General features: G+C 67.1%; 14 protein-coding genes and 3 pseudogenes. 8 read left to right on the forward strand and 9 right to left on the reverse strand.

What is annotated here, in order from left to right; translation table 11 throughout:
- Positions 1-1084 precede the first annotated feature (1084 nt).
- Positions 1085-1780 (forward strand): annotated as a pseudogene (locus tag ACWD6P_RS22010) (DEAD/DEAH box helicase family protein); the annotation flags it as partial.
- A 42-nt stretch (positions 1781-1822) separates the two neighbouring features.
- On the opposite strand, the gene ACWD6P_RS22015 reads toward ACWD6P_RS22010, so the two are convergent.
- Positions 1823-2134 carry a hypothetical protein gene (locus ACWD6P_RS22015; RefSeq protein ID WP_451445900.1) on the reverse strand — a complete coding sequence of 104 codons (312 nt, stop codon included), beginning with the start codon at positions 2132-2134 and terminating at the stop codon, positions 1823-1825.
- 1009 nt (positions 2135-3143) lie between these two features.
- On the opposite strand from ACWD6P_RS22015, the gene ACWD6P_RS22020 reads away from it, so the two are divergent.
- The 3 genes and pseudogenes from ACWD6P_RS22020 (at position 3144) to ACWD6P_RS22030 (ending at position 5553) form a co-directional block, all read left to right on the forward strand.
- Positions 3144-4148 carry a LysR family transcriptional regulator gene (locus ACWD6P_RS22020; protein ID WP_451445839.1) on the forward strand — a complete coding sequence of 335 codons (1005 nt, stop codon included), beginning with the start codon at positions 3144-3146 and terminating at the stop codon, positions 4146-4148.
- An 81-nt stretch (positions 4149-4229) separates the two neighbouring features.
- Positions 4230-4772, forward strand: a complete 543-nt coding sequence (locus ACWD6P_RS22025; protein ID WP_451445840.1) for a DapH/DapD/GlmU-related protein — start codon at positions 4230-4232, stop codon at positions 4770-4772.
- A 49-nt stretch (positions 4773-4821) separates the two neighbouring features.
- Positions 4822-5553 (forward strand): annotated as a pseudogene (locus ACWD6P_RS22030) (transposase).
- 15 nt (positions 5554-5568) lie between these two features.
- Here ACWD6P_RS22030 and ACWD6P_RS22035 read toward each other — a convergent pair.
- From ACWD6P_RS22035 to ACWD6P_RS22045, 3 genes are read right to left on the reverse strand one after another with little or no spacing between them, the layout of a single operon-like run.
- Positions 5569-5982 (reverse strand): hypothetical protein, encoded by a 414-nt coding sequence (locus ACWD6P_RS22035; RefSeq protein WP_451445841.1) that lies wholly within the window; start codon positions 5980-5982, stop codon positions 5569-5571.
- A complete protein-coding gene (locus tag ACWD6P_RS22040; RefSeq protein WP_451445842.1) occupies positions 5975-6265 on the reverse strand; it encodes a hypothetical protein in 291 nt (96 codons plus the stop codon). The genes ACWD6P_RS22035 and ACWD6P_RS22040 overlap by 8 nt, the downstream gene beginning before the upstream one ends.
- 41 nt (positions 6266-6306) lie before the next feature.
- Positions 6307-6591: a hypothetical protein gene (locus ACWD6P_RS22045; RefSeq protein WP_451445843.1), complete on the reverse strand. Its 285-nt coding sequence runs from the start codon at positions 6589-6591 to the stop codon at positions 6307-6309.
- Between the two features lie 76 nt (positions 6592-6667).
- On the opposite strand from ACWD6P_RS22045, the gene ACWD6P_RS22050 reads away from it, so the two are divergent.
- Together ACWD6P_RS22050 and ACWD6P_RS22055 are read left to right on the forward strand one after the other, a co-directional pair.
- A complete protein-coding gene (locus ACWD6P_RS22050) occupies positions 6668-7708 on the forward strand; it encodes a vWA domain-containing protein (RefSeq protein ID WP_451445844.1) in 1041 nt (346 codons plus the stop codon).
- 575 nt (positions 7709-8283) lie between these two features.
- Positions 8284-8724 (forward strand): phage tail protein, encoded by a 441-nt coding sequence (locus ACWD6P_RS22055; protein ID WP_451445845.1) that lies wholly within the window; start codon positions 8284-8286, stop codon positions 8722-8724.
- 117 nt (positions 8725-8841) lie between these two features.
- On the opposite strand, the gene ACWD6P_RS22060 is transcribed toward ACWD6P_RS22055, so the two are convergent.
- The 4 genes from ACWD6P_RS22060 to ACWD6P_RS22075 all read right to left on the reverse strand — a co-directional run bounded on the left by ACWD6P_RS22060 (position 8842) and on the right by ACWD6P_RS22075 (position 12151).
- Positions 8842-9657 carry a methyltransferase domain-containing protein gene (locus ACWD6P_RS22060; protein WP_451445846.1) on the reverse strand — a complete coding sequence of 272 codons (816 nt, stop codon included), beginning with the start codon at positions 9655-9657 and terminating at the stop codon, positions 8842-8844.
- A gap of 281 nt (positions 9658-9938) precedes the next feature.
- Positions 9939-10256: a sulfurtransferase TusA family protein gene (locus tag ACWD6P_RS22065; protein WP_451445847.1), complete on the reverse strand. Its 318-nt coding sequence runs from the start codon at positions 10254-10256 to the stop codon at positions 9939-9941.
- A complete protein-coding gene (gene nadC, locus ACWD6P_RS22070; protein ID WP_451445848.1) occupies positions 10253-11128 on the reverse strand; it encodes a carboxylating nicotinate-nucleotide diphosphorylase in 876 nt (291 codons plus the stop codon). Before nadC ends, ACWD6P_RS22065 begins: the two co-directional genes overlap by 4 nt.
- A gap of 222 nt (positions 11129-11350) precedes the next feature.
- Complete coding sequence (locus ACWD6P_RS22075) at positions 11351-12151, reverse strand: alpha/beta fold hydrolase (RefSeq protein ID WP_451445849.1); 801 nt, start codon at positions 12149-12151, stop codon at positions 11351-11353.
- Between the two features lie 154 nt (positions 12152-12305).
- On the opposite strand from ACWD6P_RS22075, the gene ACWD6P_RS22080 reads away from it, so the two are divergent.
- Positions 12306-13271: a LysR substrate-binding domain-containing protein gene (locus tag ACWD6P_RS22080; protein WP_451445850.1), complete on the forward strand. Its 966-nt coding sequence runs from the start codon at positions 12306-12308 to the stop codon at positions 13269-13271.
- A 49-nt stretch (positions 13272-13320) separates the two neighbouring features.
- Here the strand turns inward: ACWD6P_RS22080 and ACWD6P_RS22085 are convergent, their stop codons facing one another.
- Positions 13321-13500, reverse strand: coding sequence for a hypothetical protein (locus ACWD6P_RS22085; RefSeq protein WP_451445851.1), 180 nt, complete (start codon positions 13498-13500; stop codon positions 13321-13323).
- Positions 13501-13515: 15 nt separating this feature from the next.
- Between ACWD6P_RS22085 and ACWD6P_RS22090 the strand changes: the two are divergent.
- A pseudogene (locus tag ACWD6P_RS22090) lies at positions 13516-13725 on the forward strand (LysR family transcriptional regulator); the annotation flags it as partial.
- Between the last annotated feature and the right edge of the window lie 83 nt (positions 13726-13808).

A 13808-nucleotide genomic window follows, 5' to 3' on the forward strand; every position in this document is an offset into this window, starting at 1 on the left:
CTTTCCCTACACTCCGCTGTTCCGATCTCAGCGCTGCGCGCTGTGCAAGGCAAACCACCTCGCTTCGCTCGGTGGCCCCGACCCGCTTCGCGGGTCGGGGCTGGGGTGCGCAGCACCCCAGTCGCAGCGCTGCGCGCTGCGCAAGTGAACACCCCCGCGGAGCGGGGGTGTTGCGCTCCCGCTCAATCTGACTGCGTAGCGGTCAGATTGACGCTCCGTTCGCTGCGCTTCCGGAGCTGACGGGGTTTCGTGTCTCGTGGCTGTGGCTTCCGCTGCGCTTCAGCCTCCATTGGGTGGGTCCGCTGCGCTCCCCCACCCAATGGACCCTTCGGCTTCGCCTTCAGGTCCTTGGGCCCGCTGTGCGGGCCGGCTGGCTAGGTGGGGATGACTCGGTCGGGGGTGGGTTTCGGGCGTAGCGTGCATTAGTTGATGCAGCATGTAGCGTTGGCAGAAAGGTGGGACTCCCTGGCTCTGGTATGGGTCGAGGCTCGGTGGTTAGGGAAAGGGGAACGTTATGTGGAGTGCTCGGGATGTTGTGCGGCGGCAGGTCGGGTATGTAGCGAGCGGCCTCGATCTTGCTGCGGTGGGGGAAGAGAGTGCGCAGGCCGCTGTCCGCGAGTGTGGGCCGCGGAGCAGATGCGGCGGGGCGGTTCTTCTTCCGAGTTCGAGACGGGTTCTGAGCGGCGGCGATGGCTGGGGGCCGAGTGCTTGGAGTGGCGGCATGTCAGGGGGCTGATGTTTGTTGAGGGTTGGGGCGTGTGCGGGTCGGAGCGGGGTGGCTGGGGGTGAGGTGGGGTCAGGGGTGCGTGGAGCGCTGTGGGGAGGCTTTTGCGTGTGGGCTGTCTTTGAGGGGTAGCGGCGCGGGCAGGTGGGTGAACTGCAGGCAGAGTTTCGGCTGTCCGCAGCTGGTGGCTGGCTGATCCGTACAACAGCCCAGCGGGCAGGGCTCCGGCCCGTCCAGGTCCTGGCGCAGCTTGCCGAACAGGTCGTGGTGAGCGGTGACGGGACGGTATCCGTGCCGTCCTTTATGCCGTCCCGGTAATTCTTCGTAACGACCGGAAAGGGAATTAGGGAAGATGTAATGATGTCTTTGATTTCGCTTCGCGAGTCCAAATGGGCCAGAAAAAGATTTCGTAAATTGGTCGGATTCTCTGCAAGATCTTCTGTGCCCGCTCAGGGGTGCTGGGCACGATCGTGTCCGCGACCGGATCGGGGAAGACCATCACCGCGGCTGCGTCGGCGCTGGAGTGCTCCCCAGGCGGCCGGATCCTGGTCACCGTCCCAACCCTGGACCTACCCGTCCAGACCGCCGCGGCGTGGCGCCTGGCAGGCCACCGCTCCCCCACGATCGCTGCGTGCTCACTCGAGAAGGACAAAGTCCTAGAACGCCTCGGGGTACACCACCACCAACCCCATCCAGCTCGCCCTATGGGCAAGGCGCGGACCTGTGGTCGTGCTCGCCACATACGCCTCCCTCGTCGACCGCCAGGACACCGACGCACCAATGGCCAAGGACACGTCCGCGGGCCACCAGAGACCGCCCTAACAGGCGGAGAACACCTCTACTGACAGCGAATGGGCGGCTTCAACCACGCCACCATCAACCAAGCACACGGAACCACAGGCGATCTTGGCCAGCCGTAGGCAGCAAACCACGACCGGCCCTGGCGACACCCGCATCTCCGCCCGGCTACCGGCTCTCTCTCCCCCCCCCCGCATCCTCACCACACCCAGGCCACAGAAAGGCACCGGCGCCCAGGGACTGGGGATCGCATCAATGGACACGGAGCTTCCGCGGCCGGTCATCGGCGATCTTCGGGTGTCACTGCCCCTGATAGGGCGGCTGTTGTGGCGGTTGGGCGCCGTACGGTCCGGGGTACTGCGGCGGCTGCCCGGGAGGGGCGACCGGCGGATACGCCTGCGGGCCCGGCTGCTGCGCCGGCGGGAACCCCTGGCCGGGCTGCTGGGCGGGCGGATATGGCACCTGGTTCGGCATGCCAGGGCCCGCACCCCAACCCCCAGGAGCGACCGGCGCCGGCGCGCTGCTGCCGCGCTTGCTCACCACCACGGCGACAACGACCACGATCGCGGCCAGCACGCCCAAGCCCACCAACAGCAACAACATCGAGACCATCTATGCCCCTCCCATGCTTCAGAGCCCGTGCGGACACGCCACAGCGTTGACCCACCACGACCTTACAAGGACACAACAGCGGCCTCGTGTCCACCACCCCCCGTGGTCGGCCATCGAGCCGGGGTTCAGATAGCCGTCGCCAAGAACAGTGTCCTAGTGCGGGATGTCGCCGAACCCTGGGAGCTGGCCACGTTCTACGGCCGTTTCCTTGGTCGTACGTCACGCGTTGGCAGCCACCCGGACTACATCGAAATCCTCGAGACTGGGGACGTCCGCATCGTCGTCCGGCGGGACCTCGGCGCCCGCGCCACCGAGCTGGCCCCGACCACCCCCGGGAGTGCAGGGCCTGTGCCCGGCCCATGGGCGCCCGGGCGGCGGCGCGCACGGGCCGGGCAGTCGAGGTACTCCACTTTGATCGGCGCGTGTTGTTCTCCTGGTCCGGGTCCTTCGGGTCGGATCCCACCACGGAGAGGCGTTCCCTGGGCGCCCCCCGACCCGCTTGTGCCTACCGGAACTCCACTTCCGGCCGCTTGGACTGTTTCCCCGCCGCTCCGGACTGCTTCTTCGCGCCTCGGGTCTGCTTCTCGGCGCAGGAAGCCACTGCCCCGCCAAGTGCAAACCAGCAGGGCGGTTGTCCCTGATGCGACTGCCCGTTGCCGCCGCAGATCCGCTCTTAAATGCTTCATGCATGACCAGACCGGATGGCACGCGGAACGGTTGCCGCAGAACGGTTTCGATCCGGCAGGGGCGCCGATGCAACTGCATCCGGCGAGTGCAGCACCCGCACCCCGATGAGCGGGAATGCCCGAAAGCGATCCACGTGCCGTATGTGCTGACGGCGTAGGCCGAGCACAGCCGCCCGAAGCTGGGGCCCAATCTCTCGCGCACATGGCTCCTCGCGACAACCGACGGTTTGGATGCTTGAACACGTCAGCCGCACTGGAGCGTGATCAAACAACCGATCCACGGCGAACCACAACGATCAGTTGTGCATGCCTAAGGTGAACCAGTGGACACCGAGGCATTGCGAACATTCGTCCGGGCGGCCGAGCTCGGACAGTTGCGATATGCGGCCGATGAGCTGGGCGTGACTCAGCAGGCGGTCTCCAAGCGGATCGCCGCCCTGGAGCGCGAGCTGGAAGTCCGTCTGTTCACGCGTACCGCCCGAGGAGTTGAGCTGACGCTCGATGGTCAGGCTTTTCTCCCCCACGCGCGGAGCATCGTCGTGGGTATCGAGCGCGCCATCACCGCGGTCAGGCCGGGCTCCCGTGCCCTTCGGATCGACGTTCTCGGCCTGCGAAGCGCGCAGGCCGTTGTTCTGCACGACTATTGGCAGTCGCATCCCGAAACCAACCTCGACGTGGTGACCCTCCGGGTCAACGACCCCCGCGCGGCGGTCGCCGCCGTCGAAGCAGGCGATATCGACGCCTCGTTCCGTACCGTCACTTCCCTGAACACACTGCCGCCCGACGTGCGCATGATTCATGCGTTCGACTCTCCGCTGGAACTTCTCGTCGGCCCGAGACATCCGCTCGCATCCGCACGAAGACTGACGCCATCGCAGTTGCGTAAGCACCGGATATGGGTGCCTGGCATCGCACCCCGCAGCGAATGGGCAGAGTTCTACGATCAGCTCGCCACCGAATTCGACCTCCGCATCGACGCGGCAGGCCCGCACTTTGGAGACGAAGTACTCCTGGACACCCTCGCGGACTCCGCGGACGTGGCCACCCTCGTTGGGGCACGCGACCGGTACGTCTGGCCGACGAACCACGACCTACGTCGCATTCCCATCGTGAATCCGACCCTCGCATACCCACTCTTTCTCATCCTCCCCGAAACAAATCCACATCCAGGTCTCCGTGGAATCATCACCCACCTCGGAAGCCTGCCAAGGCTCCGCGAGACGGTCTGGCTCCCGTCCTGGGCAACGACGTCACGGCGCGGCGACAGCGACAGCGACAGCGACAGCGACAGCGCAAATGCTCGCAGGTCCCATCCCCGACAAAGGTGACTCGACCGGCTGCAGATAGCAGCCTCCACCAGCATCTAGTGCTTCATATCCAGTCACCGGTACACCAGAAAGGTTCGTGGCATGTCCGGCGACCATCTCATGCGCATCCATAGCACCGAGTTCCAGGCCATGGCCGAGAGGGTCCGGCGGGTCACCGAGCTCACCTCCCGCCTGAATGTCCTGCCCTTCGAGGACGAAGCAGGCAAGGCGGAACTGTTTGAACAGATCCTCGGCAGGCCGCTGTCGACGAGAGTCACGATCTATCCGCCCTTTTACACGGACCACGGCCTTCACTTGGACCTCGCGGAGCGCGTGTTCATCAATCAGAACTGCACGTTCCTGGACTACGCCGGCATCCGGCTCGGCGAGCGCGTGATGGTCGGGCCAAAGGCCACGTTTATCACCGTCGGTCACCCGGTCGATCCTGAGGAGCGACGGGGGTGGCTAAGCGGCGCGCCCATCGATGTGGCAGAGAACGTGTGGATCGGCGCCGGTGCCACGATCCTTCCTGGCGTCAGCATTGGCCGTGATGCCGTGGTCGCCGCTGGCGCGGTGGTGACCGATGACGTTCCGCCAGCAAGCCTGGTGACCGGCAGTAAGGCAACCGTGCACCGACGGTGGTGACGAACCTCTCCGGGGCGACACCTAGCCCCGGACTGTCGTTGAGCGGTTCGTGGTGCGTCGTCACGCACTGAATGATGAGTCGTGGGCTGTGATCGAGCCGTTGCTGGTCGCGTCGAAGACGGGGCGTCCGGCGCGGAACCGCCGTGAGATGGTCAACGGAATCTTGTGGAAGCTGTCCATCTGGGTGCCCTGGCGGGACCTGTCCGAGCTGTATTGGCCGGGGAAGGCGGTCTGCGAACGGTTCCGGCGCTGGTCCGCGGACGGCACGTGGGACTGGCTGCTGGCTCAGGTTCAGCAGCGCTCCGACGCGGTCGGCGCCGCCGACTGGACCGTCGTATGTATCGACACCACAACCGTGCACGCCCACCAACACGCGGCCGGGCCAGAAAAGGGGGCTGGCCGGGTGAGGTGATCGACTGGGCCCGCGGCGGGCTGACTACCGTATCCCGCGATGCAGGCCCTGGCAGACCCCGAACTCGGCCGGGCGGATCGTTGCCGACAAAGGCTACTCGTCCAGCAACATCCGCTCCTCCTCCTACCTGCGCGGGCGAGGCATCAAAGCAGCGGTACCTGAAATGGACGACCAGATCAACGGCCGTATCCGGCGGGGCGAGAGCCGGTGCCGACTCGATCGGTCGGCCTACCGGCACCGCAACGTCATCGAGCGCTGCTTCAATCGGCTCCAGCATGACAAAGCCCTGGCCACCCGCTACGACAGGCGCGCCCGCCACTACCAAGCGATGCTCACCACTGCCCGTGCCTGAGGCTATGGCTGCCCTGACTTCGCGCACACAGGCTAGAAGCCTGTCTGATGGGTCAGGGGGGTCCCTGCCCGCTTTCCATGCCGTCGCCAGCCGTTCCGCCAGCGTGGGTTGGTTCCACAGTTCCGCAGGGGCATCGGCCATGGCTGCGTCGTAGAGCTCCAGGCGGGCGGCTCCAGGCGGGCGACCTCCGGTATGCGACGGAGCCTGTCGCGGGCAGTCTTGGCCTCCGTCACCTTCAGGCCCAGGGTCTTACGGGTCTCCGACCGCAGGAAGTTGTGCCCGTCGTCCGCGATGTGCGGCAGACCCGCCATCAGCACGGCCGCCGCGGCGCAGTCGAGGTCGGGGGCTCCGGCAAGCGGGGCGGGGGCGAAGGGGACCGGTCCGCCGTACTCCAACTCGTCCACCAGCCGATGCAGCCGCTCAAGGGTGGCCCAGCCTTCAGGCACCGCCCGATGTCGAGGAGACCGGCGGGGCGGGCCAGGGCACGGCCCCGCGCTGCAGCAACTCCGCGATGTTCCGGGTGGCGTCGGAACGGGAACGGCCCCAGTCGCCATGCAGCATCGTGATGGACAATGGCAGCAGTGTGCCCTTCTCATCGGACAGCGCGGCCCGCTGCTCGCCGTCCAACAGGCCGCGCTGCAGGCGCGGTTCTGCCAGTGGCGAGCGGGCCCAGAACCTCAGCAGCCGAGCCAGCGCCCGGCGTTGCGCGGTACTGGTGACGGCGCTCACCGCACGTATCGCGAGGCCCCGGTCCGTCCCGCAAGCTCGGTTCAGTCGAATGCACTGTTGTTGCCCAGCCAGCGCTCCATCGCGGTCTCTGCGTCGATCGTGCCGGCGAAGAACGCCGAGGTGCGCTCGATCCGCGTCGCCGTGCCGCGGTATCCGCTGCTGTGCTTGCTGACCAGCCCCTTCAGCGCCCCGCCCAGGTCCTCGTCCGACACCGTGATCCGTGCCCGGCCGGAGCGCTTCAGCCGGGTCAGGTTGCGGGCCCGGTGGGAGGTCATCTCGATGGCTGCCCGGACGCACCCAAGAACGCCCCGTACGAGCACCTGCATCCACCCGGACTCCAAGATCGATTGTCAGTGGTGGGTGAGACGATGAATGCATCGAGCCGGAAGAGGGGGAGCGGTCATGTCCGAGAACCAGAACTACATCAATCACGTTGCTCTTGTGTTGGATGCCAGTTCGTCCATGTCACGCCTGAGCGGCAAGGTCGTCGAAGTCGCCGACCAGCAGATTGCATATCTGGCCCGCCGATCGAAGGAACTGGACCAGGAAACCCGCGTTACGGTGTACGTCTTCGCAGACGAGGTGGAGTGCGTCATCTACGACAAGGACGTGCTGCGGATGCCGTCCCTGAAGCAGCTGTACCAGGTTGGTGGAATGACGGCTCTGCTGGCAGCCACGCTGAAGTCGCAGAAGGAGCTGGCGCAGACCGCTCAACTTTACGGCGACCACAGCTTCCTGACGTTCGTACTGACTGACGGACAGGAGAATGCGAGTCACCGCTGCCTGGATGCTTCTGCCAGGCATCCGCGTGAACTGGTGCAGGCCGTGGCCGAGATGATCGAGACGCAGCAGGACAACTGGACGCTAGCCGTCCTTGTGCCGGACCAGATGGGCAAGCGCGAGGCCATGCAGTGCGGCTTCCCGAAGGACAACGTCGCCATCTGGGACGCCACGAGCACACAGGGTCTGGAGGAGGCCGGGCAGGTCATTCAGCAGGCAACCGAGAAATTCATGGTGGGCCGCGCTCAGGGCGTCCGGGGATCGCGGGCGGTGTTCTCTACGGGCGCCGAGGTTGTCAACAAGGACACCATAGAGGCAGCCGGTCTCAGCCCGGTGAATTCGTCCGAGTACCAGCTGATTCCGGTGGATCGCGAAGCGACGATCCGAAACTGGGTCATCGAATGCGGGCACACTTTCCGTACCGGTTGTGCGTTCTATCAGCTGAGTAAGTCGGAGAAGATCCAGGCACGGAAGCAGATTGCGGTGCTGGAGAAGAAGACGGACCGGGTGTACACGGGGCCAGAGGCCCGAGCCCTGCTCGGCCTGCCGGACATGGAGGTTCGCGTCAAGCCGGACCACAACGACGACTTCACGATCTTTGTGCAGAGCACCAGCGTGAACCGCAAGCTGGTACCGCACACACGGCTACTGCTTATGGTCTGACGCCTGAATAGCCCCGCCGGTCCGACTGGCGGGGCTCCCAGCACAGGCCGGCGAACTCTCCCAGGCGAAACCGTCACTCGGCGACTTGCGGCAGCTTCGCCAGCAGAAGAACATTGGTCCCGGTGGTCCCGGTGGTGCCGTCGGTGGTGCGGGCCCTCGAGCCACGTGGCCGCTCAGGCACCCACCAACAAGCATTGACCAACAGGTTGGCGAGGTCGTCAAAGCGGCAGTGGAGCGAGGAGCGAGCGAAGAAAGCGGGTCGCGGCGCGGTGTCGTGCAGGAGCGCGCCGACACGGACCCGACGACCGCGGGAGTGGCGCAGCACAGCGTCCTGGGCATACGAACACCGCAGACTACGAACACCGCAGACCACGACGCGGCCGCAACTCCATGAGCCGCCGGCTGGTGAATGACTGCTCCCCACGCGGACGGGGACGGCCCCATACCGCGGCCTCCTCCGCGCACACGGGCGGCCGCCATATTGTGGACATAAGTTTCCATTGCGGGCACTTTGGAGACAAGCGACGATCGACGAGTCAGGAGCGTGAAGGAAGTAGCAGCAGGAGGTATCCGTCGTGCTGACCGGTGACAGTTTCAGCAGCAGCACCTTTGCCGTCGAACTGGGCAAGTTCCAAGTCGAGACGGTCCAGAGCGTCTCCGGACTGCAACTGGAACAGGATGTCGTCGAGGTCCGGCAGGTGTCTTCGACCGGTGAGCTGCTCGTGCGCAAACAGCCGGGCTCGCGCAAGAGCGGTGAGATCACGATCACCCGCGGCATGGACAAGAGCACCGCATTCACCGACTGGATCAAGGCGACGCTGGTCAACGCCGACCTCGACAGTGCCCGACAGAACATCACCATCGCTCTACAGGACGCAAAGAAGCAGACTGTCCGGCGTATCCACCTCAGCAACGCCTGGGCGTCCCGCTGGGAAGGCCCCTCACTGGGAGCTTCTGAATCCGGGCCCGCAACCGAGCAAGTCACGATCACCTACGAGGACATCACCGTCGAGTAGGCACGGTTGACCCAACCGGTCAGGCCCCACGGGCTGTCCGGTTGGGTCACGAGCGGTCATCTGGATCCGCGGCTTCCGCCCGGCGCCCCGCCAGGTGACCCCGGATCAGGACACGTCTTACGCCGCCGGGCGGCGGCCCCAGGCGGAGATCATCGGCGGGGTGCCCAGGTCGAGGCCGCCCGCGGCGAGGTTGGCCAGGTGGCGGTCGATCTCCTCGTCAGTGGCCAGCCCTGCGGCGACGAGCTTGTCGCGGACCTGGTGGACGGTTGCCTCCTCCAGCACGGTGCAGGCGGGCGAGGTGATCGGGAAGTAGGCATCGGCCTCGACGTCGGCCAGCCCGGCCTCGCGCAGCAGCCGCGGCAGTTTGCGCCCGTACGCCAGGTCCGCGCCGCGCTGCCGCAGCAGCTCGCGGAAGCCGTGGTGCAGCCTGTTGGCCAGCTCCTGCTCGGGCCCGTACTCGTCGGGGCAGATCAGCGGCAGCAGCGCCGGGTCGCCGTCCTCCAACACCAGCCATCCGCCGGGGCGCAGCGCCTCGACCATCGACCGCAGGGCCTTGTCGCGGTCGGCGACGTGGACCAGCACGAGCCGGGCGTGGATCAGGTCGAACGGCCCGCCGGCCGGGGGCGCCTCGGCCGCCACGTCGTGGCGCAACACCTCGAAGCCCGCCGTCTCCCGCATCCAGGAGGTGTCGATGTCGGTGGCCACCACGTGCCCGGTCGGGCCGACGCGCTCGGCCAGCCAGGCCGGCACGCTGGGCCCACCGGCGCCGATCTCCCAGCACCGCCAGCCCTCGCCGACCCCGACCGTCTCGAAGTGCCGGAATGTCGACGGGTCGAAGAGCGCCGACAGCGCGGTGAACCGCTCCCCCGCCTCGGCCTGCTGGTTGTCCAGGAGGTATCCCTTGCCGGAAGTGCCCTGCGTGTCCCGTGGCATGGCCCGATCATCGCACGCGTTCCATGGCCCGGTTGGGCCGGGATGCCGCGGCCGCGGCCGCGTGGGATGCGGGCCGAACTTGCCAATTGATGGGAACGACTCGATCAACTCCCCTTGTCTATCAGTGAGTTCCGTGCGCTCCGAGCCCGCGCTCTACTGGGCGCAGACCGATCACGGAAGGCAGACCGATCACGGAGGGGCGCCCGCATCTTGATCACGACTCGGAACGGCCCCTAGCGCCTTTCGCGTTACGCCCTACGCCCTACGGTCCAGCGTCAACGCTACGGCGCGCTCGGATGCCAAGGCGCGTCGGGGCGAGTCGTACGTGCGTCTCCGGAGAGCCTGAGCGCGTAAACGCTGCTGTCCTTGCCGTCGAGGACAGGTCCGAGATAGTGATGGCCTGTCATATGGCACCAGGCCGGCAAGTCCAGCGGAGCGGCCGGATCGGTCGCGATGACATGGACGACGGTGTTCGGCTCGGCTTGGGCGATCGCGGTCCGCAGTCGCATGAGGAGCGTTACGCAGAGCAGTCCGGTGCCATCGACGGTGATGTCCGCTTCCGGTACGGGGCCGGGCTCCGTCGGGGACAGGTCCTTCACGCGCGGGTCGTCCCGGTCAGCAGCATGCTCAGATCCAGCCTGGGGGCGCTGTGTGTCAGAGCCCCGACCGAGACCATGTCCACTCCGGCCTCGGCGATCGGCCGCAGTCGCTCCGGGGTGATTCCTCCGGAGGCTTCCAGGACGACTCCGTAACCAGGGGCGATCTCCTGCCGGGCTTGGACCACCTGCCTGACCTCGGCCACCGTCATGTCGTCCAGCAAGATCCAGGGAACCCGTGCATGCAGTGCTTCCACCGCCTCTGCCACGGTCTCCACTTCGACGTCGATGAGTATGTCGCGGCCCTCGGCGGCCATTCCGGCGCGGACCGCGTTGATCGCCGCGGTAATGCCGCCGGAAGCCGCGATGTGGTTCTCCTTGAGCAGCACCATGGCCGAAAGATCGAGCCGGTGGCTGCTGCCGCCCCCGGAGGCAACGGCGTACTTGTCGAGAGCCCGCAGCCCTGGGGCCGTCTTGCGGGTGTCGAGGACTTTGACACCGAGATCGGCGACCAGGTCGACGTACTGCTTCGTCAACGTGGCTATGCCGCATATGCGTTGCAGGAAGTTGAGTACGGTGCGTTCCCCTGTGATCAGGCTGCGCGCCTCGCCCGTGAGGCGGACCACCGCCTGCCCCGGTGACACGAGCGCCCCTTCCGGAACCAGTTCCTCCACCTCGACCGTGGGGTCGAGCCGGCGGAACACCTCGGAGACGATGGGCAGCCCGCTGATCACTCCCGGCTGCTTGGCCGTGATCTCGGCGCTCGCAGACAGTCCCGCGGGCACACTCCAGCGGGTGGTGACGTCATCGTGGGCCCCGTCCTCAGCGAGTGCGCGTACGACGGCCTCACGTGCCGCTGATACCGGGAAGTCCATGGCTTTCTCCTGTTCCGTTTCCGGCTGCGTGGGAGCCGTTCCGTTCCGGGCCCCGTGCAGCTGTGCGTTGTCAACGATCACGGAATTTCCGCGGACTTCACAGGAGCCATTTGGCCGACCTGGCCGGATCTGCGCCGACCGCGCGCTGATCGCTCCCGTTCACCGAGGCGCCTCAACCGGGAAGTGGAGGCGCCTCAACGGGGAAGTGAGGGACGGAGTGTGTCAGGCGGACGGGGCCGCTTCGGCAGCCAGGCGGGCGAGCACGGCGCGGATCAGGCCATTGACCGCGGCGGGCTGTTCCTGATGCGGCATGTGGCCCGCCCGTTCGATCACTCGGAACTCGCCGTACGGAGCCAGCTCGGCCAGCGTCCGGGAGACCTCCAGGGGGATCTCGGAATCGAGCCGGCCGTGCGCGAAGACCGCGGGCACCGTCAGCCGGCCCATCGTCTCGCGCAGGTCGTGCGACGCGGCCTCGGCAAACAACTCGTCGATGAACACGCCCGATTGAAGGATCCTTCGCACGGTCTGCCGCGCCAGGTCCGGGTCGGCCGCAGGGGCGAACCACCGCGGGACCCAGTCGGCCAAGGCCGCCGCGCGATCGGCGGCGAGTGCCGTCCCCAGCTCACGCACGGGCCCGGACATGGCGGCCTCGCTCAGCCAGTAGCCCGTCCCGTTGATCGACACCACACCGGCCACCCGCTCCGGCGACCTGAGTGCCGTCTCCAGGGCGAAGTTCGCACCCACCGAGTTGCCCACCAGCAAGGCCCGGTCCAGGGCCAGTACGTCCATCAGGCCCAGGATGTCGGCGACGTTCGCGTCGATGGTGTTCCCGGCGGCGGGCTGCTCCGTGCGGCCGCAGCCCCGCCAGTCCACGGTCACCACCCGGTGGTCGGCGGCCAGATCGGCGGCCTGGGCGTCCCACACCCGGCCGCTGGTGCCCCAGCCGTGCAGGAACAGCACCGGCATCCCGGTCCCCTCGTCCGTGTGGAACAGCCGGATTCCGTTCACGGCGGCGTACGGCATTGTCGCGCTCCCTCCCTCGTGTGCACCGCCCCCTGTTGGTCGCGGTGTCGAGCAGGGCCAGTTCACCGCGGTGGTGCGTCCGGGCCAAGACCCACTTCACCCGTACACTCATCAAGAATCATGATGAATCCGGAGTGGAGGGGTGGGGTGGGGAATGGAACTGCGCCAGGTCCGCTACTTCGTGGCCGTCGCCGAAGAACTGCACTTCGGCCGCGCCGCCGAAAGGCTGCACATCGTCCAGCCGACCGTCAGCCAGCAAATCCGGCGTCTGGAACGCGAACTCGCGCTGGACCTGTTCGACCGCACCACCCGCAAGGTCACCCTCACCCCCGCCGGCACCGCCTTCTTGCCGCATGCACGCACCATCCTGGCCTCCGAGCAAGCGGCACTCCACGCGATGGCCGACCTTCGGGCCACGGAGGCCACGGTGCTGCGCATCGGCACCAGCGTCGGCCTCGGAGCACACCTCGAACACGTCCTTACGACCCTCGCGGTCCGCTCCCCGGAACTGACCGTGGAACTGGTGAGCGCCGCCTCCGCTGCCCGGCTGCAGGCCGTACGCGACGGCGATCTGGACGCGGCCTTCGTACGCGGACTGACGCACAGCAACAGCACCGGCCTGGATCTCATCCCCGTTTGGAAGGACCCCCTCGTCGCGGCGCTCCCCGCCACCCATCCGCTGGCCGCCCGCTCCACGGTGCACCTCGCCGATCTCACCGGGCTCCCGCTGCGCATCGTCCCCCGCGAGGCCAATCCGCAACTCATCGACCTGGTCATCGGAGCGTGCAGGGACGCCGGGTTCGAACCCGTCCTCGGCCCCGCCTTCACCACCGACCAGGACACCCTCGCCGCCATCGCGACCGGCAAGCCCAGCTGGACCGTCTTTTACGCCGCCCAAGCCCAGTACCTGCAGAGCGGCCGCACCGCCTTCCGCCCCTTCGCCCCGCCCGGCCTGACCGCCGAAACCTTCCTGGCCGTCCACCCCGCCACACCCGCACGCCGTCTGAGCGCCCTCCTCGACGCCTGCCGCACCCCGGAACCCGACGTGGCGACGAAGATGATCGCCGAGTCCAAGGCCATGGGTGACGGCTGCCCGCAGGGCCCTGGTGGGGCGCGTTGAGCCGCGGCCCAGTCGAGCAGGAACACGTCAGCAGGAACACGTCAGAGAGTCACCATGGCGCGACTCCCTTGTCGTCGAACAGCTGGCCGCTAGGGCCGTCTTCGGGCAGGGCCGCCGACCGGATGGCGATCACCGCGCCCTGCTCAGGGGTCTGAGTACCGCTGAATCCGTTGAGGTCGGTGGCCATTGAGGTCGTGGCCACGTAGCCGGGGCAGGCGTTGTCGATCAAGATGTTGGTGTCGCAGAGGTACCGAACCTGACACAGCTCTTCCAGCTCATCGCGCTCGGCCGTACCACCGTGATCGTGCCCGAGTCCGTCGGCACCGACCTGCGCCGGGATCTCGCCGCCGTGCCGGTCCTGGATGCTCCGCCCGTGACAACGGTGATCGCTTGGCCGTCGCAGAGCGGACTTCGCGCAGTCGCCGAGCTGATCTGCGTAGCAACACGTCTGTGACCGGCTGTTCCGTATCCGCTCCTGTGGAAGTCGACCGACGCCGATGTGGGACCCGCCACCCGCCCATGGCGAACGTGCGGGCG

Source organism: Streptomyces sp. NPDC002446, assembly GCF_053595675.1.

Coding starts and splice junctions, on each gene's coding strand:
- ACWD6P_RS22080 (WP_451445850.1), top strand. CDS start 12,306: ATGGAACTGCGCCAGGTCCGCTACTTCGTGGCCGTCGCCGAAGAACTG.
- ACWD6P_RS22045 (WP_451445843.1), bottom strand. CDS start 6,591: ATGCAGGTGCTCGTACGGGGCGTTCTTGGGTGCGTCCGGGCAGCCATC.
- ACWD6P_RS22050 (WP_451445844.1), top strand. CDS start 6,668: ATGTCCGAGAACCAGAACTACATCAATCACGTTGCTCTTGTGTTGGAT.
- nadC (WP_451445848.1), bottom strand. CDS start 11,128: ATGGACTTCCCGGTATCAGCGGCACGTGAGGCCGTCGTACGCGCACTC.
- ACWD6P_RS22015 (WP_451445900.1), bottom strand. CDS start 2,134: ATGGTCTCGATGTTGTTGCTGTTGGTGGGCTTGGGCGTGCTGGCCGCG.
- ACWD6P_RS22060 (WP_451445846.1), bottom strand. CDS start 9,657: ATGCCACGGGACACGCAGGGCACTTCCGGCAAGGGATACCTCCTGGAC.
- ACWD6P_RS22075 (WP_451445849.1), bottom strand. CDS start 12,151: ATGCCGTACGCCGCCGTGAACGGAATCCGGCTGTTCCACACGGACGAG.
- ACWD6P_RS22025 (WP_451445840.1), top strand. CDS start 4,230: ATGTCCGGCGACCATCTCATGCGCATCCATAGCACCGAGTTCCAGGCC.